The 20,446-nt window shown below is 70.0% G+C and carries 19 protein-coding genes; 11 read left to right on the top strand and 8 right to left on the bottom strand.

The window, feature by feature from the left end:
• Positions 1 to 31: 31 nt before the first annotated feature.
• Positions 32 to 3,985 (bottom strand): polarized growth protein Scy, encoded by a 3,954-nt coding sequence (gene scy / locus ACZ6ZQ_RS14790; protein ID WP_469768914.1) that lies wholly within the window; start codon positions 3,983 to 3,985, stop codon positions 32 to 34.
• A gap of 173 nt (positions 3,986 to 4,158) precedes the next feature.
• On the bottom strand, positions 4,159 to 4,599 hold the full coding sequence (gene mce, locus ACZ6ZQ_RS14785) for a methylmalonyl-CoA epimerase (protein WP_469768913.1): 441 nt from the start codon (positions 4,597 to 4,599) through the stop codon (positions 4,159 to 4,161).
• 148 nt (positions 4,600 to 4,747) lie between these two features.
• On the opposite strand from mce, the gene ACZ6ZQ_RS14780 reads away from it, so the two are divergent.
• Both ACZ6ZQ_RS14780 and meaB read left to right on the top strand, forming a co-directional pair.
• Entirely contained in the window at positions 4,748 to 5,956 is a 1,209-nt protein-coding gene (locus ACZ6ZQ_RS14780) for an acetyl-CoA C-acetyltransferase (protein WP_469768912.1), read from the top strand.
• Between the two features lie 37 nt (positions 5,957 to 5,993).
• Entirely contained in the window at positions 5,994 to 6,953 is a 960-nt protein-coding gene (gene meaB / locus ACZ6ZQ_RS14775; RefSeq protein WP_469768911.1) for a methylmalonyl Co-A mutase-associated GTPase MeaB, read from the top strand.
• Positions 6,954 to 7,036: 83 nt separating this feature from the next.
• On the opposite strand, the gene ACZ6ZQ_RS14770 is transcribed toward meaB, so the two are convergent.
• The 4 genes from ACZ6ZQ_RS14770 to ACZ6ZQ_RS14755 all read right to left on the bottom strand — a co-directional run bounded on the left by ACZ6ZQ_RS14770 (position 7,037) and on the right by ACZ6ZQ_RS14755 (position 9,788).
• Positions 7,037 to 7,513 (bottom strand): MarR family winged helix-turn-helix transcriptional regulator, encoded by a 477-nt coding sequence (locus ACZ6ZQ_RS14770; RefSeq protein WP_453664139.1) that lies wholly within the window; start codon positions 7,511 to 7,513, stop codon positions 7,037 to 7,039.
• A 115-nt stretch (positions 7,514 to 7,628) separates the two neighbouring features.
• A complete protein-coding gene (locus ACZ6ZQ_RS14765; RefSeq protein WP_469768910.1) occupies positions 7,629 to 8,414 on the bottom strand; it encodes an AIM24 family protein in 786 nt (261 codons plus the stop codon).
• The gene (locus ACZ6ZQ_RS14760; RefSeq protein WP_469768909.1) at positions 8,411 to 9,061 is read right to left on the bottom strand and encodes an AIM24 family protein; all 651 of its coding nucleotides are present in this window, start codon (positions 9,059 to 9,061) and stop codon (positions 8,411 to 8,413) included. The genes ACZ6ZQ_RS14765 and ACZ6ZQ_RS14760 overlap by 4 nt, the downstream gene beginning before the upstream one ends.
• A gap of 94 nt (positions 9,062 to 9,155) precedes the next feature.
• Entirely contained in the window at positions 9,156 to 9,788 is a 633-nt protein-coding gene (locus tag ACZ6ZQ_RS14755) for an AIM24 family protein (protein WP_469768994.1), read from the bottom strand.
• Positions 9,789 to 10,003: 215 nt separating this feature from the next.
• On the opposite strand from ACZ6ZQ_RS14755, the gene ACZ6ZQ_RS14750 reads away from it, so the two are divergent.
• From ACZ6ZQ_RS14750 to ACZ6ZQ_RS14730, 5 genes are all read left to right on the top strand, one after another.
• The gene (locus tag ACZ6ZQ_RS14750) at positions 10,004 to 10,348 is read left to right on the top strand and encodes a DUF3817 domain-containing protein (RefSeq protein ID WP_469768908.1); all 345 of its coding nucleotides are present in this window, start codon (positions 10,004 to 10,006) and stop codon (positions 10,346 to 10,348) included.
• Positions 10,345 to 10,638: an MTH1187 family thiamine-binding protein gene (locus ACZ6ZQ_RS14745; protein WP_453664144.1), complete on the top strand. Its 294-nt coding sequence runs from the start codon at positions 10,345 to 10,347 to the stop codon at positions 10,636 to 10,638. Before ACZ6ZQ_RS14750 ends, ACZ6ZQ_RS14745 begins: the two co-directional genes overlap by 4 nt.
• 104 nt (positions 10,639 to 10,742) lie before the next feature.
• Entirely contained in the window at positions 10,743 to 11,252 is a 510-nt protein-coding gene (locus ACZ6ZQ_RS14740) for a MarR family winged helix-turn-helix transcriptional regulator (RefSeq protein ID WP_469768907.1), read from the top strand.
• A 57-nt stretch (positions 11,253 to 11,309) separates the two neighbouring features.
• Positions 11,310 to 11,642 (top strand): DUF3817 domain-containing protein, encoded by a 333-nt coding sequence (locus ACZ6ZQ_RS14735; RefSeq protein ID WP_469768906.1) that lies wholly within the window; start codon positions 11,310 to 11,312, stop codon positions 11,640 to 11,642.
• A gap of 95 nt (positions 11,643 to 11,737) precedes the next feature.
• Positions 11,738 to 13,438 carry an acyl-CoA mutase large subunit family protein gene (locus tag ACZ6ZQ_RS14730; RefSeq protein ID WP_469768905.1) on the top strand — a complete coding sequence of 567 codons (1,701 nt, stop codon included), beginning with the start codon at positions 11,738 to 11,740 and terminating at the stop codon, positions 13,436 to 13,438.
• A 360-nt stretch (positions 13,439 to 13,798) separates the two neighbouring features.
• Here ACZ6ZQ_RS14730 and ACZ6ZQ_RS14725 read toward each other — a convergent pair whose 3' ends face one another.
• Entirely contained in the window at positions 13,799 to 14,428 is a 630-nt protein-coding gene (locus ACZ6ZQ_RS14725) for a TetR/AcrR family transcriptional regulator (RefSeq protein ID WP_469768904.1), read from the bottom strand.
• A 217-nt stretch (positions 14,429 to 14,645) separates the two neighbouring features.
• Between ACZ6ZQ_RS14725 and ACZ6ZQ_RS14720 the strand changes: the two genes are divergently transcribed.
• The 4 genes from ACZ6ZQ_RS14720 (at position 14,646) to ACZ6ZQ_RS14705 (ending at position 18,759) form a co-directional block, all read left to right on the top strand.
• Positions 14,646 to 15,623: a tetratricopeptide repeat protein gene (locus tag ACZ6ZQ_RS14720; RefSeq protein WP_469768903.1), complete on the top strand. Its 978-nt coding sequence runs from the start codon at positions 14,646 to 14,648 to the stop codon at positions 15,621 to 15,623.
• 595 nt (positions 15,624 to 16,218) lie between these two features.
• A complete protein-coding gene (locus ACZ6ZQ_RS14715) occupies positions 16,219 to 16,854 on the top strand; it encodes a DUF6230 family protein (RefSeq protein ID WP_469768902.1) in 636 nt (211 codons plus the stop codon).
• 95 nt (positions 16,855 to 16,949) lie between these two features.
• Positions 16,950 to 17,471, top strand: a complete 522-nt coding sequence (locus ACZ6ZQ_RS14710; RefSeq protein ID WP_469768901.1) for a DUF6114 domain-containing protein — start codon at positions 16,950 to 16,952, stop codon at positions 17,469 to 17,471.
• Positions 17,461 to 18,759 carry a hypothetical protein gene (locus tag ACZ6ZQ_RS14705; RefSeq protein ID WP_469768900.1) on the top strand — a complete coding sequence of 433 codons (1,299 nt, stop codon included), beginning with the start codon at positions 17,461 to 17,463 and terminating at the stop codon, positions 18,757 to 18,759. The genes ACZ6ZQ_RS14710 and ACZ6ZQ_RS14705 overlap by 11 nt, the downstream gene beginning before the upstream one ends.
• A 204-nt stretch (positions 18,760 to 18,963) precedes the next feature.
• On the opposite strand, the gene pyk is transcribed toward ACZ6ZQ_RS14705, so the two are convergent.
• The gene (gene pyk / locus ACZ6ZQ_RS14700) at positions 18,964 to 20,394 is read right to left on the bottom strand and encodes a pyruvate kinase (protein ID WP_469768899.1); all 1,431 of its coding nucleotides are present in this window, start codon (positions 20,392 to 20,394) and stop codon (positions 18,964 to 18,966) included.
• Between the last annotated feature and the right edge of the window lie 52 nt (positions 20,395 to 20,446).

Genomic DNA, 20,446 nt, shown 5'->3' with positions numbered 1-20,446 from the left:
TGATATGGAGAATGTCCAGCCTTTTGGGTGGCTAGCCGTCGGACGACTTGCCACTCGAACGTGTAACCCCTGCTGCCGCACCCGCCTTGACCCCGCCCTCCTTGCCGCCGGACGGCGCCTCGAAGGACTCCAGCGCCTCCAGCACATCCTGGACACGGGAGATCTCCGCCTGGATGTCCTCGCGCCTGCGCACCAGCACGTCCAGCTCCCGCTGGCCCTCCGCGATCATGCGCTCGGACTCGCGCTCCGCTTCCGCCTTCACCTTCTCGGCCTCGCGGACCAGCTCGGCCTTCTTCTGCTCGGCCTCCTTGAGGAGCGCCTCGGCCTTCTTCACCGCGGCGATCCGGACCTTGCCGGCTTCCGAGTTGGCATCCGACACCAGTTCCTTGGCCTTCGCCTCGGCCTCGGCCTGCTGCTCGGTCGCGGCCTTCACCAGCTGGTCGCAGCGCTCGCCGGCCGCCTTCATCTGCTCGGCGGACTCCCGGCGGGCCCGATCGTGCAGCTCCTCGATCTCCGCCTCGATGCGCGTACGCAGCTCCTCCGCGCGCTCCCTGATGGCGGTCGAGTCGCTGCGCGCCCCCACCAGCAGCTCGTCGGCGTCCGTACGGGACTTCTCCACCAGTGAGTTGCCCTCGACGGTCGCCTCCGCGACCAGCCGCTCGGCCTCCTTGCGGGCCGCGCCGACCATCGTGTCGGCCTGCGACTCGGCCTCGGTCGTGGCGCGCAGCGCCTCCTCCTGGGCCTTCGCGACGAGCTGGTCCGCCTGCTCGGCCGCGTCGGCACGGCGCTTCGCCGCGTCCTGACGGGCCGCGTCGAGCGTACGGTCGGCCTCCCCACGGGCCTCGGAGCGCGTCTGCTCCGCCGCGCTCTCGGCGTCCGCACGCAGCCGCTCCGCCTCGGCCCTGATGCGCTCGGCGGCCTGCTGGGCGGAGCCCACGGTCTCGGCCGCCTCGGCACGCAGCCGCTCGGCCTCCCCGGACGCCTCGGCGATGAGCTGGTCGGCTTGCTCGGCCGCGTCCGCACGGCGCTTGTCGGCGGCCTTGCGGGCCTCGTCCCGCACCTGCTCGCCGTCCGCGCGGGCGGCGGCCCGCAGCTGCTCGGCCTGCGCCTCGCCGTCGGCCTTGACCTGCTCCGCCTCGGTACGCAGCCGGGCCGCGTCCTGCTCGGCGAGCGACAGCAGCTCCGACGCCTCGGTGGTGATCCGCTCGCTCTCGCTCGTCGCCTCGCCCACCAGCCGGTCGGCTTGCGCGGCAGCTTCGGAACGGATGCGGTTGGCGTCCTCGCGGGCCTCGGCGCGGGAACGCGCCGCGTCCTGCTCGGCGGTGGCGACCGCGTCCGACGCCTCCGTACGCATCCGCTGCGCATACTCCGCGGAGTCCGAGCGCAGCCGCTCCGACTCGGCGATCGCCTCGGCCATGGTCCGCTCGGCGAGCACCCTCGCGGCCTCGGACTCCTCGTCGGCGCGCGCCTTGATCCGGTTGGCGTCCTCGGTGGCCCGCTCCCGCTCGGCGTACGCGTCGGCGCGGACCCGGTCCGCCTCCTCCTGCGCCTCGGACCTCGTACGGTCCGCCGCGTGCTCGGCCGCGCTGCGCAGCCCGGAGATCTCCTGCTCGGCCTGCTCCTGGAGACCGGACACGGAGTCCCGCACCTGCTGGGCGGTCTGCTCGGCGGCGGACACCATCTCGGTGGCCCGCCGGTCCGCCTCCTCGACCAGCCGCTGAGCCTCGGTCTGTGCCTCCTCGACCCGCTTGCGGGCGGAGGCCAGCAGCTCCTCGCTCTGCTCGCGGGCCCGGTCACGCTCCTGGTCCGCCTCCGTACGAGCCGCGGTGAGGATCTCCTCGGCCTCCCGCCGACGCCGGTTCGCCTCCTCCTGCGCGGCGGCCAGCGCCTCCGTGGCCTCCTGACCGACCCGCTCGGCGGCCGCCGCCGCCTCGCCGCGGACCCGGTCCGCGCTCTCCTGCGCCTCCGTCCTGAGCCGCTCGGCCTCGGTGGCGGCCTCGGTCTGCAGCCGAACCGCCACGGCCTCGCCCTCGGCGCGCGAGGCCGAGGCGTCCGCAGCCGCTTCGTCGCGCAGCCGCTCGGCCTCCTGCTCGGCCTGGGCCTGGAGCGTACGGATCCGCTCGGCGGCCTCGGTGCGCAGCCGCTCGGTCTCCTCGGCGGCCTCACGACGGATCCGCTCGCTCTCACCGCGAGCCTCGGAGAGCGCCTGCTCGGCCGAGACGAGACGGGACTCCGCCTCCGTGTGCAGCCGGGTCAGCTCCTCGTCGGCCTCCCGGCGCCGCGCGACGGCGGCGCGCGCCGCTTCCTCGCGCGTCTCACGGGCGGCGGACTCCGCCTCGGCGCGGGTGTGATCGGCCTGCTCCTCGGCCTCGGTGCGCAGCCGGTCCGCCTCGGCGCGCGTGCGCTCCAGCGTCTCCTCGGCCTGCCGGCGCAGCGTCGTCGCCCGCTCGATCGCTTCCGTACGGACCCGCTCGCTGTCCGCGGTCGCCCCGGAACGGACCTCGTCCGCGTCGGCCTTCGCCTTGGTCAGCAGCTCCTCGGCGGACCTGGCCGCCTCCTCGATCTGCTGGACGGCCTCGCGGCGCGCCTCGCTGCGGATCCGCTCGCCCTCGGCGACCGCCTCCGCGCGCAGCTGCTCGGCCTCGCCGCGCAGCCGGCGCGCCTCCTCCTGCAGCTCGACCGTCTTGGCCCGGTACTCCTTGGTGTCGTCCTTGGCGGCGCCCTTGAGCTCCTCGGCCGTGTCGTGGGCCTCGGCGCGCAGCCGGTCCGCCTCGGCCTCGGCCTCGCGGCGGATCCGCTCGGCCTCCTCGGAGGCCTTGCGAGTGGTGTTCTTGGCCTCCTCGGAGGCCTTGTTCAGGACCTCCTCGGCGGTACGGGCGGCCTTCGCGAGCTGCGCGGCGGAGTCCTCGGCGGCGACCGTACGGGCCTTGTCCCCGGCCTCCGCGACCAGCTTCTCCGCCTCGGCACGGGCGTCCGCGAGCGCCTGCTCGGCCTCCGTCTTGAGGGCCTCGGACTCCTTGGTGGCCTCCGCGACGAGCCGGGCGATCTCCGACTTGGCGGTGCGGGTGCGCTGCTCGTTCGCCGACTCGGCGCTCGCGAGCGTCTTGCCCGCGGCGTCCTTCGCCTCGGTGACGAGCTTCTCGGCCTCCGCGCGGGCCTCGCGCAGCTTCTCGTCCGCCTCCTGCAGCCGCTGCTCGGCGGCCCTGCTGAGCTCCGCGGCCTGCTGGCGGGCCTGGTCGGACTCGGCAGTGGTGGTGGAACGCAGCTGCTCGGCGTGGCTGGTGGCCTCCTGCGCCTGGTTGGAGGCGGCGTTGAGGAGCCGCTCGGCGTCCTTGCGGGCGCGCAGCAGGATTGCTTCGGCTTCGGCACGGGCCGTCTGTGCCTCGGAGCCGAGCCGCTGGCGGGTCTCCTCGGCTACCCGGGAGGCCTCGGCGCGGGCGGCGGCCAGGCCCTGGTCGGCCTCGGCGCGGGACTCGTCGAGGAGCCGGCGGGCCTGGGACTCGGTACGGGCACGCAGCTGCTCGGCCCATGCCACGTTCTCGTTGACATGCGCCTCGACGGTCTGGCGCCGCTCCGCCAGCTCCTGGTCGAGGCGCTGGCGGCGCTGGTTGGCCTCCGCGTGCAACTCGGCCTGGAGCCTGGCCTGGTGCTCCGCGTGCTCCTGGAGGATGCGCTGGGTCTGCGCCCGGGCCTCGCGCAGCTCTCGCTCGGCGTCGGAGCGCAGCTGGTCGGCCTGGATCTGGGCATTACGGAGCAGCTGCTCGGCCTGGTAGCCGATGTCGGCGTTGTCGTAGGCAGGACGGGACGCCAGAGCGCGGCGTGCCTCGTGGAGCTTGGCGCGCAACACCTCGACCTGGTATCCGAGGTCCTCGGCGTGCTGGACGGCCTTCTCCCGCGCGGTCTTCAGCCGGTCCATCTCGGCTTCGAACCGCGAGAGGTGGTCGTCGTCAGCTCGGTGGCTCTCCTGGCGTTCGTAGCCCCGCACTACGCGGTCCCATCCGTCCCCTGGTCGCGACTCTGTACAGACGAGAACCGTTCGTGGCGAACGGCCCCCCGGGGAATGGTGGCAGATCAGACACTCAACCACGAAGCCGCGGAACGGCTCCGGCCCGGCCCCGGCCCGGAGCGGCCCACTCTACCGGGCCAGGAATCCGGAGGTCAGTGCTCCGCGGAGGACGGGTCAGCGGACGTGACGAGTTCGGTGAGGACTCCATGGCAGTCCTTGGGGTGCAGGAACGTGATCCGGGATCCCATCGAGCCGATGCGCGGCTCGTCGTACAGCACCCGTACGCCCTTGCTGCGGATGTCCTCGGCGTCACCGTCGACGTCTGCGGTTCCGAAGGCGATGTGGTGGACCCCCTCACCGTTCTTGGCCAGCCACTTCCCGACCGCGGAGTCCTCGCGGGTGGGCTCCAGGAGCTGGAGATAGGAGGCGCCGCCGTCCGAGGTCTCATTGATCTTGAGCATGGCCTCGCGCACGCCCTGCTCCTCGTTGACCTCGGTGTGGAACACCTCGAAACCGTAGGTCGCACGATAGAACTCGACTGTCTTGTCGAGGTCGAAACAGGCGATTCCAATGTGGTCGATTCGCGTCAGCATGGCTCCAGTGCAGCGCTCTCCGAGGTGGTTACGCAACGTGCGCGCGATCACACCGGCTGCCCGGTGACCCGAACGCATACCGCTCAGTACAGTTCGAGTAAACCCTCGTTCACTCCTCAGCCGCCGTGCTGGAAGGGGAACCCCTCTCATGTCTGGTACGAACAGCAGCACCTCCGTGATCGTCGCCGGCGCCCGAACCCCCATGGGGCGGCTGCTCGGCTCTCTGAAGTCCTTCTCCGGCGCCGAACTGGGCGGTTTCGCGATCAAGGCCGCGCTGGACCGCGCCGGCATCGGCGGCGACCAGGTGCAGTACGTGATCATGGGCCAGGTGCTGCAGGCCGGAGCGGGCCAGATTCCCGCCCGGCAGGCCGCCGTCAAGGCCGGCATCCCCATGAACGTGCCCGCGCTGACCATCAACAAGGTGTGTCTCTCCGGGCTCGACGCGATCGCCCTCGCCGACCAGTTGATCCGCGCGGGTGAGTTCGACGTGATCGTCGCCGGCGGCCAGGAGTCCATGACCAACGCGCCGCACCTGCTGCCGAAGTCCCGCGAGGGCTTCAAGTACGGCGCGATCGAGATGCTCGACGCGATGGCGCACGACGGCCTCACCGACTCCTTCGAGGGCATCGCCATGGGCGAGTCGACGGAGAAGCACAACACCCGCCTCGGCATCGCCCGGCCCGAGCAGGACGAGATTGCCGCGCTGTCGCACCAGCGTGCCGCCGCCGCGCAGAAGAACGGCATCTTCGAGGCCGAGATCACGCCCGTCGAGATCCCGCAGCGCAAGGGCGAGCCGGTCGTCTTCAGCAAGGACGAGGGCATCCGCGCGGAAACCACCGTCGAGTCGCTCGGCAAGCTGCGTCCGGCGTTCGCGAAGGACGGCACGATCACCGCCGGTACGGCTTCGCAGATCTCCGACGGCGCGGCCGCGGTCGTCGTGATGAGCAAGGCCAAGGCCCAGGAGCTCGGCCTGGAGTGGATCGCCGAGATCGGCGCGCACGGCAATGTGGCGGGCCCGGACAACTCGCTCCAGTCCCAGCCGTCCAACGCGATCCAGCACGCCCTCAAGAAGGAGGGCCTGGAGGCGTCCGACCTCGACCTCATCGAGATCAACGAGGCGTTCGCCGCGGTGTCCGTGCAGTCGATGAAGGACCTCGGGGTGTCCCCGGAAAAGGTGAACGTCAACGGTGGCGCGATCGCCCTGGGCCACCCGATCGGCATGTCGGGTGCGCGGCTCGTGCTGCACCTCGCGCTGGAGCTGAAGCGGCGCGGGGGCGGGGTCGGCGCGGCAGCGCTGTGCGGTGGCGGTGGTCAGGGCGATGCGCTGATCGTCCGCGTACCGGCCAAGTCTGCGTAGATCCTGAGTATTGGGCCTTGACGAACGGAGCAGCGTGATGGTGGACGTCCCCCAGCTGGTCGCCCAGGCGAGGGAGGGCAGGCCGCGGGCCGTGGCCCGGCTGATCTCGCTCGTCGAGGGGGCGTCCCCGCAGCTGCGTGAGGTCATGGCGGAGCTGGCGCCACTGACCGGCGGCGCGTACGTGGTGGGCCTGACCGGTTCGCCGGGGGTCGGCAAGTCCACGTCCACCTCCGCGCTGGTCACGGCGTACCGGCGGGCAGGGAAGCGGGTCGGCGTCCTGGCCGTCGACCCGTCCTCCCCGTTCAGCGGTGGAGCGCTGCTGGGCGACCGGGTCCGGATGTCCGATCACGCGTCCGACCCGGGCGTGTACATCCGCTCGATGGCCACCCGCGGCCATCTGGGCGGCCTCGCCTGGGCCGCGCCCCAGGCGATCCGCGTCCTGGACGCGGCCGGCTGCGACGTGGTGCTCGTGGAGACGGTCGGCGTCGGCCAGTCGGAGGTCGAGATCGCGTCGCAGGCGGACACGTCGGTGGTGCTGCTCGCGCCCGGCATGGGCGACGGGATCCAGGCCGCCAAGGCGGGCATCCTGGAGATCGGCGATGTGTACGTGGTCAACAAGGCGGACCGCGACGGAGCCGACGCCACCGCCCGCGAGCTCAACCACATGCTCGGTCTGGGCGAGTCCCGGGCGCCCGGGGACTGGCGGCCCCCGATCGTGAAGACGGTCGCCGCGCGCTCCGAGGGCATCGACGAGGTCGTGGAGGCCCTGGAGAAGCACCGGGCCTGGATGGAGGAGCACGGCATTCTCACCGAGCGCCGTACCCGCCGCGCGGCCCACGAGGTCGAGACCATCGCGGTCACGCGCCTGCGCGAGCGCATCGGCGACCTCCATGGCGACCGCCGTCTCGACTCCCTCGCGTCCCGCATCGTGGCGGGCGAGCTCGACCCGTACGCGGCGGCGGACGAACTGGTGGCGGGGCTGACGACCTCGTCCTGAGGTCCCGGCCCCGGCCCCGGTGTGCGTGTGCGGCCCGGTGGGTGGTGTGCGCGCCCACCGGGCCGGGGACCGGAGGCTCCTCGTCAGACCTTGCCGCGGCGGCCGCGCAGATGCTCCGCCACCGGTTTGAGCGACTCGTGGAGGTCGGCGAGTGCCTCGGGCGACAGCAGGTCGATGAAGTGCTGGCGCACCGACTCGACGTGGTGCGGCGCGACCTTCCGCATGGTCTCCATCCCCTGGTCGGTGAGGACGGCATACAGTCCGCGGCGGTCGGATTCGCAGTTCTCCCGGCGGACCAGACCCGCGTTCTCCATGCGGGTGATCTGGTGGGAGAGCCGGCTCTTGGACTGGAGCGTGGCTGCCGCCAGATCGCTCATCCGCATGCGTTGTTCCGCGGACTCCGAGAGATTGACGAGAATCTCGTAATCGTTGTTGGTCAGGCCGAACGGTTGCAGATCCTTCTCCATCTGGTATGTCAACAGCCTGTTGACATCCAGATAGGTGCGCCAGGCGCACTGCTCCGTATCGCTCAGCCAGCGCGTGGCCGTCTCGGTCTCCATATATGGATACTACCCTAAGAAGTTGAAAGACGGACGAAGTAGGGGACAGTGACGCCCCACCCCGATCCCCCATCAAGGGTGCAGACGTTCGACGTCACACTCCGCAGCCTACCGCTCACAAGCCGAAGCGACGCTGGAGGTCCCCCAGCTGACCCGGGAGACGGGGCGAGGACCCGTGCTGACCAGGCGCCCCATGGCCCCCGGCGCCCCCGCCGGGCACTCCCGGCTCGTGCGGCACCGTACCGGTCGCCTGGTCGGCCATGAGTGTCTCGGTGGACTGGAGCAGGACGGTGCCGGCCCCCACGAACTCGAACTGGTGCTCTTCGCCCGACGCCCCGCCGACCCCGGTGAGCGAGCGCAGCCCGCCCATCACCCCGCTCATATAGCCGTGGTCGTAGTGGTGGCACGGCGACGGGCAGTCCGCCCATCCGACCAGCGCCTGCGGGTCGACCCGGATCGGCGGCTCCATGAAGACCACGGGGCCGTTGGACGCCGCCACGAACTTCCCCGTACCGATCAGCGTCAGAAACCCCGGCACGATCGACTGCTTCAGCGCCAGCGACGGCTGGTACGCGAGCAGATTCCCGGCCCGGATCGTCAGATTGCCCTCGTCGAGGTCGAACGAGTTGACGTCGAAGGCCCGGTCCGCGAGCAGCATCTTCCCGCTGCCCTCCGCCACCACCCAGTCGCTCGCGTGCAGCGGCGAGTGGAAGCTCGTACGCATCAGCCGGTCCAGCCGGCCGTGGCCGATCCCGTTGAAGTCGATGCGCCCGTAGTAGGCGATCATCTTGCCCTTCTGCAGGAACCACTGGGAGCCCTTGAGCTCCACACAGAAGGTGTAGGCGTTGACGTTGTCGTCGCTCGGCAGCGTCATCGGGTCGAAAATCACCGGCGTGCTCACAGCTTCTCCTCCGACGCCTGGACGTACACCGCACCACTGCCGCTCAGCTCCAGCTGGAACGCCTCGCCCGAGCCGCGCCCCACCATGTCGCGCCAGCCCAGCGCGGTGGAGAGCTTGTTCCGGACGTCGCCGTGGTGCGCGACGTACGCCTGCGGGTCGACATGGACCGGCCGGCCGGGCGTGACGGGAAGCTCGATCACTCCGCCGTGCGCCATGACCGCGACCGCGCCGTGCCCCTTCAGGGTCGTGGTGAAGAGCCCCTGGCCGGTGACCTGGCCGCGCACCATGCCCATGACCCCGCCCTGCGAGCCCATGAACATCGTGCCCTGCTGCAGCGTCCCGTCGAAGGCGAGCAGCCGGTCCGCCTCGACGTAGAGGGTGTCGCCGGTCAGGTTGATCACCTGGATGTGGTGGCCGCCGTGGCCGAACATCACGGTCCCGGAGCCCTCGACCGTCATCAGCGGGGTGGCCTCGTCGGCCACCCGCCGCCCGATCATCGACATCAGGCCGCCCTGGCCGCCCGCCATGTTCGGGGTGAAGGACACCTCGCCCTTGTACGCGAGCATCGCGCCGCGCTGGCTGAACATCTTCTGGCCGGGGATCACCGTCGCCTCGACCATCTTCGAGTTGATCTCGCGGAACGGCATCAGACCGCCTTTCGATCGTTCGCTGCTCCGCCCGCGCGGCGCAGAGGTGCGGCCATCGCCGTCGGCTGCGGGCCGGTGGCCGCGCGTGCGTCGCTCACAGTTCGCCCCCGATCGTGTTCCGCTCGCTCGGCTGCACGTACACGAGCCCGTCGCCCTCGAACCGGATCTGGAAGGCCTCGCCGCCGCCCTCGCCCATCAGCGTGCGGAAGGTGACGCCGGACTGGAAGTTCTGCTGGAGATTGCCCTGGTGCGCGATGTACGCGCCGGGGTCGACGGAGAGCGGGTACTGGGGCGTCACCCGCAGTACCACGGCCGGCCCGTCGGACATGATCGCCGCCTGGCCCGTGCCCTCGACGGTCGTGGTGAACAGACCGTTGCCGGTCGCGCCGCCGCGCAGACCGGTGAAGCTGGTGCCGGTGCGCAGCCCGCCGTCCGTGCAGAGTAGATTGCTGGACTCGACGTACAGCTTGTCGCCGTGCAGCGAGACGAGATTGATCTCGGACGCGCGGTCGGCGAAGTAGCAGGTGCCCTGGCCCTTCACCTCCATCATGGTCATCTGCTCGCCGGTGAGGCGGCGGGTCACCATGCCGCGGATGCCCTCACCCCCGCCGGACATCTTCTTGAAGGCTATCTGGCCGTCGTACGCGACCATCGACCCGTTCTTCGCCCTGACGGCGTCCCCGGTCATGTCGACGGCCAGCACTTTGCTGCCTTGAAGTCGGAACATTGCCACGGGAGGACGTTATAGGGCGGGGGACGTTCCGGGACAGGCCCTCCGGAATGATGTCGACCCTGACCGGACCCTTAGAGCCGGTCCGGCCGGACCGGCGGCCGGACGGGGCCTGGCCACCCGGGTAAAGGCCAGGGAAAGCGCGGTGCCACAATGGACGCGCTTGTGCGTGCGTTCACAAGACAATCGCCCCCTCCACCGAAGGTGCCTCCGTGGACATCAAGACCGCCTCCTCCCTCCACCGCCTCCGGCTCGTCTCCGCGCCGGAGGCCGTGTCGTTCCTTCTGCTGCTCGTCTGCTCGGTGCTCAAGCGCACGACGGAGTTCAACGCGGTCCCGGTCATGGGCGCGATCCACGGTGTGCTGTTCATCCTGTACGTGATCTTCTGGCTGGACGCCTGGAACCGTACGAAGTGGGACGTCAAGACGGCCGCGGTCTACTTCGTCCTCTCCGTGCTGCCCTTCGGCGGCTTCTTCGCCGAGCGCAAGCTCAAGCGCGCCGCCGAGGACGCCGTCATCGCCGCCCGTGCCCGCCGCGTGGGCACGGTGGACGCGTGATCGTCGCCTTCTCCGTCACCCCGCTGGGTGTCGGTGAGGACGTCGGCGAGTACGTCGCCGACGCCGTGCGCGTCGTCCGGGAGTCGGGGCTGCCGAACCGCACGGACGCCATGTTCACGTCGATCGAAGGTGAATGGGACGAGGTCATGGACGTCGTCAAGCGTGCCGTCGCCGCAGTCGAGGCGCGTGCGCCGCGCGTCTCCCTCGTCCTCAAGGCGGACATCAGGCCCGGTGTCACCGACGGGCTGACCGGCAAGGTCGAGACGGTGGAGCGCCACCTCTCGGCGTGAACGCCTTTCGGGCTCCCCGTGGTGCCACCGCCCGCGGGGAGCCAGGAATACCGAAGTTCGAGACAGGGCTGACCAGCATATGACCAGTGGGTAAGGTCGGTGCCGTGCCGAAGCCGCTCAGTCTTCCCTTCGACCCCATCGCCCGAGCCGACGAGCTCTGGCAGCAGCGCTGGGGCCCCGTGCCCTCGATGGCCGCGATCACCTCGATCATGCGCGCGCACCAGATCCTCCTCGCCGAGGTCGACGCCGTCGTCAAGCCGTACGGACTGACCTTCGCGCGGTACGAGGCGCTGGTGCTGCTCACCTTCTCCAAGGCCGGCGAGCTGCCGATGTCCAAGATCGGCGAACGATTGATGGTGCATCCGACGTCGGTGACGAACACGGTGGACCGGCTGGTGAGGTCCGGCCTGGTCGCCAAGCGCCCCAACCCGAACGACGGCCGCGGCACGCTCGCCTCCATCACCGAGAAGGGCCGCGAGGTCGTGGAGGCCGCGACTCGCGATCTGATGGCGATGGACTTCGGTCTCGGAGCGTACGACGCGGAGGAGTGCGGGGAGATCTTCGCTCTGCTGCGGCCGCTGCGCATCGCCGCGCACGACTTCGACGAGAAGTGACCTGCGTCTCCCGACCCCCCGGAAGATCGCCCAAAGCGGACGGTTACGCTCGTCGCCATGAAGAAGAGCGTCCTGACTCGCTACCGGGTGATGGCTTACGTCACCGCCGTCATGCTGCTGATCCTGTGCGCCTGCATGGCGGTCAAGTACAGCACCGACATGGGCGACGACATCACCTTCGCGGTCTCCCAGGTCCACGGCTTCCTCTTCATCATCTATCTGATCTTCGCCTTCGATCTGGGCTCCAAGGCCAAGTGGTCGTTCGGCAAGCTCCTGTGGGTGCTGCTCTCCGGGACCATTCCCTTCGCCGCCTTCTTCGTCGAGCGCAAGGTCACACGCGCCGTGGAGCCGCTGGTCAGCGGGCAGGTTCCGGCCGTCGCCGAGGCGTAGACCCACCGCCGTACGGGTGCGTACGGCGCTGTGACATCAGCCGCTCCGCGGTGGTGCCATCGACATTTACTAGGACGTCCTAGTAAATTCGAGGTATGGACGCTGACGCCATCGAGGAGGGCCGCCGCCGCTGGCAGGCCCGCTACGACTCCGCAAAGAAGCGGAACGCCGACTTCACCACGCTCTCCGGTGATCCGGTCGAGCCGGTCTACGGGCCCAGGCCCGGGGACGCCTACGAAGGCTTCGAGCGGATCGGCTGGCCCGGCGAGTATCCGTTCACCCGCGGGCTGTACCCGACGGGCTACCGCGGCCGCACCTGGACCATCCGCCAGTTCGCCGGCTTCGGCAACGCCGAGCAGACCAACGAGCGGTACAAGATGATCCTGGCCGCCGGCGGTGGCGGGCTCAGCGTCGCCTTCGACATGCCGACGCTGATGGGCCGCGACTCCGACGACCCGCGCTCGCTCGGCGAGGTCGGCCACTGCGGCGTCGCCATCGACTCCGCCGCCGACATGGAGGTCCTGTTCAAGGGCATCCCGCTCGGCGACGTCACGACGTCGATGACGATCAGCGGGCCGGCCGTCCCGGTCTTCTGCATGTACCTCGTCGCCGCCGAGCGGCAGGGCGTCGACCCGGCCGTGCTCAACGGCACCCTGCAGACCGACATCTTCAAGGAGTACATCGCGCAGAAGGAGTGGCTCTTCCAGCCCGAGCCCCATCTGCGTCTGATCGGCGACCTGATGGAGCACTGCGCCGGCTCCATCCCTGCGTACAAGCCGCTGTCCGTCTCCGGCTACCACATCCGCGAGGCGGGAGCGACGGCCGCGCAGGAGCTGGCGTACACGCTCGCGGACGGATTCGGATACGTCGAGCTCGGCCTGAGCCGTGGCCTGGACGTGGACGTCTTCGCACCCGGTCTGTCCTTCTTCTTCGACGCGCACGTCGACTTCTTCGAGGAGATCGCCAAGTTCCGCGCGGCCCGGCGCATCTGGGCCCGCTGGATGAAGGACGTGTACGGCGCGAAGACCGACAAGGCGCAGTGGCTGCGCTTCCACACCCAGACCGCCGGTGTCTCGCTGACCGCTCAGCAGCCGTACAACAACGTCGTACGGACGGCCGTGGAGGCCCTCGCGGCCGTGCTCGGCGGCACGAACTCGCTGCACACCAACGCGCTGGACGAGACCCTCGCCCTGCCGTCCGAGCAGGCCGCCGAGATCGCCCTGCGCACCCAGCAGGTGCTGATGGAGGAGACCGGCGTCGGCAACGTGGCCGACCCGCTGGGCGGATCCTGGTACGTCGAGCAGCTCACCGACCGCATCGAGGCCGACGCCGAGAAGATCTTCGAGCAGATCAGGGAGCGCGGCCGGCGGGCCCATCCGGACGGACAGCACCCCATCGGGCCCATCACCTCCGGCATCCTGCGCGGCATCGAGGACGGCTGGTTCACCGGCGAGATCGCCGAGTCCGCGTTCCGCTACCAGCAGTCGCTGGAGAAGGGCGACAAGCGCGTCGTCGGCGTCAACGTCCACCACGGTTCGGTCACCGGCGACCTGGAGATCCTCCGCGTCAGCCACGAGGTCGAGTGGGAGCAGGTCCGCATTCTCGGCGAGCGCAAGTCGCGGCGCGACGACGCGCGCGTACGGGCCTCACTGGACGCCATGCTGGCTGCCGCCCGCGACGGCAGCAACATGATCGGGCCGATGCTCGACGCGGTCCGCGCCGAGGCCACTCTCGGTGAGATCTGCGACGCGCTCCGGGACGAGTGGGGGACGTACACCGAGCCGCCCGGCTTCTGACGGATCCCGCGCAGCGCCGGGCAGGTCACTCCCGACGCCTCCGCAACATGGAGCCCCGGCCGGTCGAGCCGGGGCTCCTGCCGTTGAACTCCCGGGTGAGGGAGGCGAGCTGGATCGCTCCCGTCCCCGGGTCTCCTTCGGTGTCGCGGGCGGTGACCCGGTGCTGTGGAACACGGCTCCGGAACATCGAACTGCCGCTTCCGGCAGGCGATGTGGTGGCGCGTCACCGATGGCTCGGCTGCTCTTCGCCGTGTGCCGGTTTCACCTGTTCGCCGTACGCCGGCTGCACCGCCGACTTCGCGTCGCGCTGCGCCGCAACGGCCCCGCGCCGGTGGTGATCCGGCGGCGAAGTGCAGGGAATCAGGCTTGCGCCGCCGCCCCGAGGCCACCCAGCAGGAGCGCCGTGAAGCGCTGGGCCCAGTCCGCGTCGACGGGTTCGGCGCTCACCAGTGCCCGGTGGACCACCGCGCCCGCGATCACGTCGAAGATCAGGTCTGCGGTGCGGGCCGCCGCGGCCGGGTCGGACTCCACCGGCAGTTCGCCGCGCGCTTGAGCCCGCGCCCTGCCCTCCAGGACCAGCCGCTTCTGACGGTCCACGATCGAGCCCCGGATCCGCTCGCGCAGCGGCTCGTCGCGGGTCGACTCGGCGACCACCGCCATCAGTGCGGTGCGGGCCTCGGGCCGTTCGAGCAGCGCCGCGAACTGCACCACCACGCCCTCGATGTCCGCGGCGAGTGAGCCCCGGTCGGGGAGCTCCAGCTCGTCGAAGAGGACCGCGACCGCGTCCACGACGAGTTCGCTCTTGCCCGCCCAGCGCCGGTAGAGGGTGGTTTTGGCCACCCCTGCCCGGGTCGCCACATCGCCCATCGAGAGCCTGGACCAGCCCAGCTCGACCAGCGCGGCTCTGGTCGCGTCGAGGATGGCGGCGTCCGCCTCGGCGCTGCGGGGGCGGCCGGTGCGGATCGTTTTCGGACGGTGGCGGCTACACATGACGGTGACCATACCGGCGGGTAGGTGATTCGCTGTGAGTCAGCTCACCAGTGGAATCCACCCGGTTCGGTGGTATACGAGTTACGCTACGACCCGTAGCGAAAGCGACGACCACAGGCGCCTGGTGGGGACCCGGCGCCACAGCGCTCAGCATCGGAGTCCGGATCGGAGTCCGCGGTCTTTTCACTCGTGCGCGCGGAAGGGGGAGGATGTACTCATGCAGCCTAGGAACATGTCCATGAGCGGCGTCGTCGACCTCGCCGCGTTGAAGGCGGCCGGAGAGGCCAAGGCCAAGGCGGAGCAGGCCCGCGCGGAGGCCGCGCGCCAGGGCGGCGGCGGTGCCGTGTCCCCTGCCAGTCTGGTGATCGACGTCGACGAGGCGGGCTTCGAGCGCGATGTCCTCCAGCGCTCCTCGGAGGTCCCGGTCGTCCTCGACTTCTGGGCCGAGTGGTGCGAGCCGTGCAAGCAGCTCAGCCCGCTGCTGGAGCAGCTGGCCCAGGAGTGCAACGGCCGTTTCGTGCTTGCCAAGGTCGACGTCGAAGCCAACCAGATGCTGGCGCAGCAGTTCGGGATCCAGAGCATCCCGGCCGTCTTCGCGGTGGTCGCCGGTCAGGCGCTGCCGCTCTTCCAGGGCGCCGCGCCGGAGCCGCAGATCCGGCAGACCCTGGACCAGCTGATCCAGGTCGGCGAGGAGCGCTTCGGGCTCACCGGCCTCACGGTCGACGCCGACGCCGATGCCGAACAGGGCGCCGCGGGCCCGTCCCAGGCCCCGGCCGGACCGCACGACGCGCTGCTCGAAGCGGCGCTCCAGGCGCTCGACGCGGACGACTTCGCCGGTGCCGTCCAGGCGTACAAGAACGTCCTGACCGACGACCCGGGCAACACGGAGGCCAAGGCCGGCCTCGCCCAGGCCGAACTGCTCGGCCGGGTGCGGTCCATGAACGCGCAGACGGTGCGCAAGGACGCCGCGGACAAGCCCGGCGACGTGCAGGCCCAGATCGCGGCCGCCGAGCTGGACCTCGCCGGCGGTCATGTCCAGGACGCCTTCGGCCGGCTCGTCGAGACCGTACGGCGCACGGCCGGCGAGGACCGCGACGCCGCCCGCGTACGGCTGCTGGAGCTCTTCGACGTCATCGGCGCAGACGACCCGCGGGTGACGGCGGCCCGTACGGCACTGGCCCGAGTGCTGTTCTGACATTTGCCCTGTAGCGCCCGGGGCGTGGTCGCCGATTTGGCGACAGAGTGACAAAGCGCGGCCGCGCTTTACCAAAACTTGGTAAACGCGGCCGCTGTTACTCGCAGTAAATCAACCCCGTTGTTCTGTCCGCTTTTTCTCGGCAATCTCCCCATATGTCGACGGGGTCTGAGGCACCCTGTGTGGCCAGGCGACATCACCCGGTCGTGGCGTGGTTATACGTCCGTTACTAGTCAGTAACGAACCCCCTTGTGCCCCGGCGCTTAATGGACCACGATCGGCCACGCTCGGTCCATTACCGCACCAGCCCGGCAGCCAGCCGCGTACGCGCTCTTGGGTCCCCACCGAGTGGGCCGGCGGCAGAGGCGCCGGCCGAGGACAGGGGGGTTCCTGCCCGACCGGCAGGGCCTGTCCGTTGCGGTTGCGCGAAGGCGTGGCCAGTGGTTGTCGCTCGGGGGTGATCGCCGGTGATTCGGACGCGGCTAGCGCCTGATACACAGGCGCTCTCCTTCCCGAGGACGTAGCACTTCTCCCATCCCAGGTCGGACCTGCGTGGTCCGTACCGGAGATGTACGTCCGAGAAGGAGGAACAGATATGTCCCAGGTACGTGGTGGGACCAGATGGAAGCGGTTCGCGGTCGTCATGGTGCCGTCCGTGGCCGCCACGGCCGCGATAGGCGTCGGCCTGGCGCAGGGCGCTCTCGCGGCGTCGTTCAGCGTGTCGGGCCAGAGCTTCAAGGTGACGGCCGACAAGCTCGTCGGTCACGACTTCGTGCAGTACGGAAGCGTCGCCGCCGGCAAGAGCCTTGACGGCAAGGACCAGGTCCACCCGGTCGCCGTCTCCGGCTTCCGTACGGCCACGATCACCAACATGTGCCAGTCCGTGGTCACGCCGAACGTGCCGTTCATCGGCAACGTGACGCTGCGCCTGGAGGCGGGCAACAAGGGTACGGACATCGAGGCGGGCAACATCTACCTCGACGTCGCCGACCTCGAGGCGGACGCCAAGTTCGACGACATCGACATCGGTGTTGCGGCGGGCTCCACCAAGGCGCCCGGCATCCAGCCGAACACGAAGGCCAACCCGTACGGCTTCGCGCAGCAGGCGAGGATCGCCACGCTGACCGACGTGAAGCAGACCGCGTGGGCGACCACCGCGGGCACCTTCAAGCTCCCCAACCTGAAGCTGGGGCTGCACACGGGTGACCCCAAGAAGTACGAGTGCTACTAGGCGCTCTCAGCGGGCGGGCCTGACGGTCCAGGCTGTCCGGCCCGCCCGGTCCTTTCGACTTTCACAGCAACACCGGTTCCAGGGAGCTGTTTTCCATGAGCGCCGAGACCACAGGTTCCCGCGGCTTCACCTACTGGCGGCTTCGCTTCCGTGACTGGCGGGGCACTCGGCCCTTCTGGGCCGGCCTGTTCACCCTCATCGGTGGTCTGCCGATCGCGTACTTCCCGTACGCCAACATGCACCTCGGCAATATGACGATTGCCATGTCGACCACCGCGGGTGCGGGCTCGCTGATCATCGGCGTACTGCTGGTGACGTTGGGGCTGACGATGTGGTTCCACAGCGCAGTACGGGTGTTCGCCGGTATCGCCGCGATCCTGCTGGCTCTGATCTCCATCCCCGTCTCCAACATCGGCGGCTTCCTGATCGGCTTCCTGTTCTCCCTCCTGGGTGGAGCCCTCTCCGTCGCATGGGTGCCGGGCAAGCCGGAAGAGCCGGCGGCGACCGAGTCGCCGGAGGCCGAGGACCCCACGCTCCCCGAGCAGCACGCCGGGGAGGACCCGAACGTGATGGATTCGATTGCGCATGCCAACGGCGGGAGGAACAGTGCGGGGTGACGAAACGCTGCTCTCAGCGGCTGACGGCGATGAACCCCGCCAGAGAAGGGGGCCGCGCCACGCGGCCCCGAGGAAGTCGCTGCTGAACAAGCTCCAGGCACCCGCGGGCAAGGCGATAGCGCTGGCCGCGATGCCCACTGCCGTCTTCGTGGGCATGGGTCTGACGCCCAAGCTCGCGCTCGCGGACGACAAGGACATTCCTTTCGCACCGGGCCCGTGCGTGACGCGTTCGGACGAGCCGTCCGCCTCCGCGTCGGAGACGCCGAAGCCTTCCGACAAGCCGTCGGACAGCGCCGGGGAATCGTCCGAGCAGCCCTCTGAGGCGCCCTCGGCGAGCCCGTCCGGTGACGCCGGCGACGCGAAGGACGAGCCGGAGCCGGGAGCGTCCCCGTCGGCCTCCGAGTCGACCGGCACACAGGCCGCCCAGTCCGCGCCGACCGCGACGCCGACGCCGACGCCCACCGAGACCAGGAACCCGCTGGACCCGCTGGGTGTGGGTGATGCGATCAAGGACCTGTTCGACGGCCCCGACACGGAGCCGACGGCCACGCCGACACCGAGCGACACGGCGACGCCGTCCGAGGAGGCTTCGGCCACTCCGGAGGAACCGGCGAAGGATCCCGTCAAGGACGTGGCGGACACGGCCACGGACACGGGCGCGACCTCGGACACGACCAAGGACGCCATCAAGGAAGCGGCCGAGAAGGCCGGCGCCGAGGTGACGGAGCTCGACGACAAGGTCAAGGGCCTCGACCCGGTCAAGGACGAGGACATCCCCGAGGGCGCCGACGGCAAGCCCCGCTTCCCGTGCCCGACCGCCGACCCCGAGGCGCTGGCGAACGCGGAGCTGGAGCCGGGCATCCCGCTGCTGCCGGACGACCCCTGGCGGCTGGAGAGCACCAAGCTCACGCTGAACGGGCTCAAGTACCACGGCATCGTCGAGGTCAAGACCGGCAGCGGCAAGATCAAGAAGGCCCTGAAGTTCACCGCGACCGGGGTCGACATCAAGGATCTGCACCAGCTGGTGGTGGGCCCCAACGGCACCACGGCACACGTCACGTCGGACCCGGGCTCCACGTCCACCATCCGCAACGGCACGGTGACCATGTACACGGAGGAGCTGAAGGGCAACCTCTTCGGCATCATCCCGGTCACCTTCAGCCCTGCGACCCCGCCTCCGCTGGACGTCCCCTTCGCGATCTTCACCAACGTGAAGATCAAGCAGGCAGGCCAGTTCGGCGGCACGCTGACCGTGCCGGGGCTGCACAACTACTACACGGGCGCCTGACAGAGACTTCCGGGAGCCGCGGAAGGCTGTGGGCCGCATCCCCCGCGGGGGGTGCGGCCCACAGTTGCGTGCGGTCCGGTGAGGTGTACTTCGTGTGTGTCATCGGCGTCCGGCCGGAGCCGGACCGGCCGTCCGGCCCCGTAACGCACGGTGGGCCGCACCCCCGAAGGGGTGCGGCCCACCGCCGTACGTGCGGGGCGCACGTCAGTCGTGCTTCACGCCACCGAGGTGGTGCACCCGCACCATGTTCGTCGTGCCCGGCACGCCCGGAGGGGAACCCGCCGTGATGATCATGATGTCGCCCTCGTTGAAGCGCTGCAGCTTCAGCAGGGCCGCGTCGACGAGGTCGACCATCGCGTCCGTGGTCTCCACGAACGGGGCGATGAACGGCTCCACGCCCCAGCTCAGGGTGAGCTGGTTACGGGTCGACTCCTCCGTCGTGAACGCCAGGATCGGCTGCTGGGCGCGGTAGCGGGAGAGCCGGCGGGCCGTGTCGCCGGACTGGGTGAAGGCGACCAGGGCGCGGCCGCCGAGGAAGTCGGCGATCTCGCAGGCCGCGCGGGCGACCGAGCCGCCCTGGGTGCGGGGCTTCTTGCCCGGGACCAGGGGCTGGAGGCCCTTGGAGAGCAGCTCCTCCTCCGCGGCCGTGACGATCTTGGACATCGTCTTGACCGTCTCGATCGGGTACGCACCCACCGAGGACTCCGCCGAGAGCATGACCGCGTCCGCGCCGTCCAGGATCGCGTTGGCGACGTCGGACGCCTCGGCGCGGGTCGGGCGGGAGTTGGTGATCATCGATTCCATCATCTGGGTCGCCACGATCACCGGCTTGGCGTTGCGGCGGCACAGCTCGATGAGGCGCTTCTGCACCATCGGGACCTGCTCAAGCGGGTACTCGACGGCCAGGTCGCCGCGGGCCACCATGACCGCGTCGAACGCCGCGACGACGTCCGCCATGTTCTCGACGGCCTGCGGCTTCTCCACCTTGGCGATGACGGGGACCCGGCGGCCCTCCTCGTCCATCACCTTGTGGACGTCCTTGACGTCGTTGGCGTCGCGTACGAAGGAGAGCGCCACCAGGTCGCAGCCCATCCGCAGCGCGAAGCGCAGATCCTCGACGTCCTTCTCGGAGAGGGCCGGGACGTTCACCGCCGCGCCGGGCAGGTTGATGCCCTTGTGGTCGGAGATGACACCGCCCTCGACGACGATCGTCTTCACCCGGGCGCCGTCGACCTCGACGACCCGCAGCTCGACGTTTCCGTCGTTGATCAGGACCTGGTCACCCTTGGACACATCGCCGGGCAGGCCCTTGTACGTGGTACCGCAGATGGACTTGTCGCCGGCGACGTCCTCCGTGGTGATCGTGAACTCGTCACCACGGACCAGTTCGACCGGTCCCTCGGCGAAGGTCTCCAGGCGGATCTTCGGACCCTGGAGGTCGGCGAGCACTCCCACGGGGCGGCCGGTGTCCGCCACCGCCCTGCGGAGACGGTCGTACCGCTCCTGGTGCTCTGCCTGGGTTCCGTGGCTCATGTTGAAACGGGCCACGTTCATGCCGGCCTCGATGAGCGCTTTCAGCTGCTCGTAGGAGTCGACGGCGGGGCCCAGTGTGCAGACGATTTTGGAACGGCGCATAAGGCGGATCCTATCGGTTTGTTTCTACGCGGAATATTCCGTCTGGTGGAAT

The organism is Streptomyces sp. NPDC053673 (assembly GCF_055585225.1).
Note: the sequence above shows the minus strand (reverse complement) of the source record. Positions and strands in the feature narration are given on the sequence as shown.

Excerpts from the sequence above, each read along its gene's own strand:
- ACZ6ZQ_RS14780 (WP_469768912.1), top strand. The coding sequence starts at position 4,748 with ATGTCTGGTACGAACAGCAGCACCTCCGTGATCGTCGCCGGCGCCCGA.
- ACZ6ZQ_RS14760 (WP_469768909.1), bottom strand. The coding sequence starts at position 9,061 with ATGCCGTTCCGCGAGATCAACTCGAAGATGGTCGAGGCGACGGTGATC.
- ACZ6ZQ_RS14755 (WP_469768994.1), bottom strand. The coding sequence starts at position 9,788 with ATGTTCCGACTTCAAGGCAGCAAAGTGCTGGCCGTCGACATGACCGGG.
- ACZ6ZQ_RS14725 (WP_469768904.1), bottom strand. The coding sequence starts at position 14,428 with ATGTGTAGCCGCCACCGTCCGAAAACGATCCGCACCGGCCGCCCCCGC.
- ACZ6ZQ_RS14730 (WP_469768905.1), top strand. The coding sequence starts at position 11,738 with ATGGACGCTGACGCCATCGAGGAGGGCCGCCGCCGCTGGCAGGCCCGC.
- ACZ6ZQ_RS14735 (WP_469768906.1), top strand. The coding sequence starts at position 11,310 with ATGAAGAAGAGCGTCCTGACTCGCTACCGGGTGATGGCTTACGTCACC.
- pyk (WP_469768899.1), bottom strand. The coding sequence starts at position 20,394 with ATGCGCCGTTCCAAAATCGTCTGCACACTGGGCCCCGCCGTCGACTCC.
- meaB (WP_469768911.1), top strand. The coding sequence starts at position 5,994 with ATGGTGGACGTCCCCCAGCTGGTCGCCCAGGCGAGGGAGGGCAGGCCG.
- ACZ6ZQ_RS14770 (WP_453664139.1), bottom strand. The coding sequence starts at position 7,513 with ATGGAGACCGAGACGGCCACGCGCTGGCTGAGCGATACGGAGCAGTGC.
- ACZ6ZQ_RS14715 (WP_469768902.1), top strand. The coding sequence starts at position 16,219 with ATGTCCCAGGTACGTGGTGGGACCAGATGGAAGCGGTTCGCGGTCGTC.
- mce (WP_469768913.1), bottom strand. The coding sequence starts at position 4,599 with ATGCTGACGCGAATCGACCACATTGGAATCGCCTGTTTCGACCTCGAC.
- ACZ6ZQ_RS14710 (WP_469768901.1), top strand. The coding sequence starts at position 16,950 with ATGAGCGCCGAGACCACAGGTTCCCGCGGCTTCACCTACTGGCGGCTT.
- ACZ6ZQ_RS14720 (WP_469768903.1), top strand. The coding sequence starts at position 14,646 with ATGCAGCCTAGGAACATGTCCATGAGCGGCGTCGTCGACCTCGCCGCG.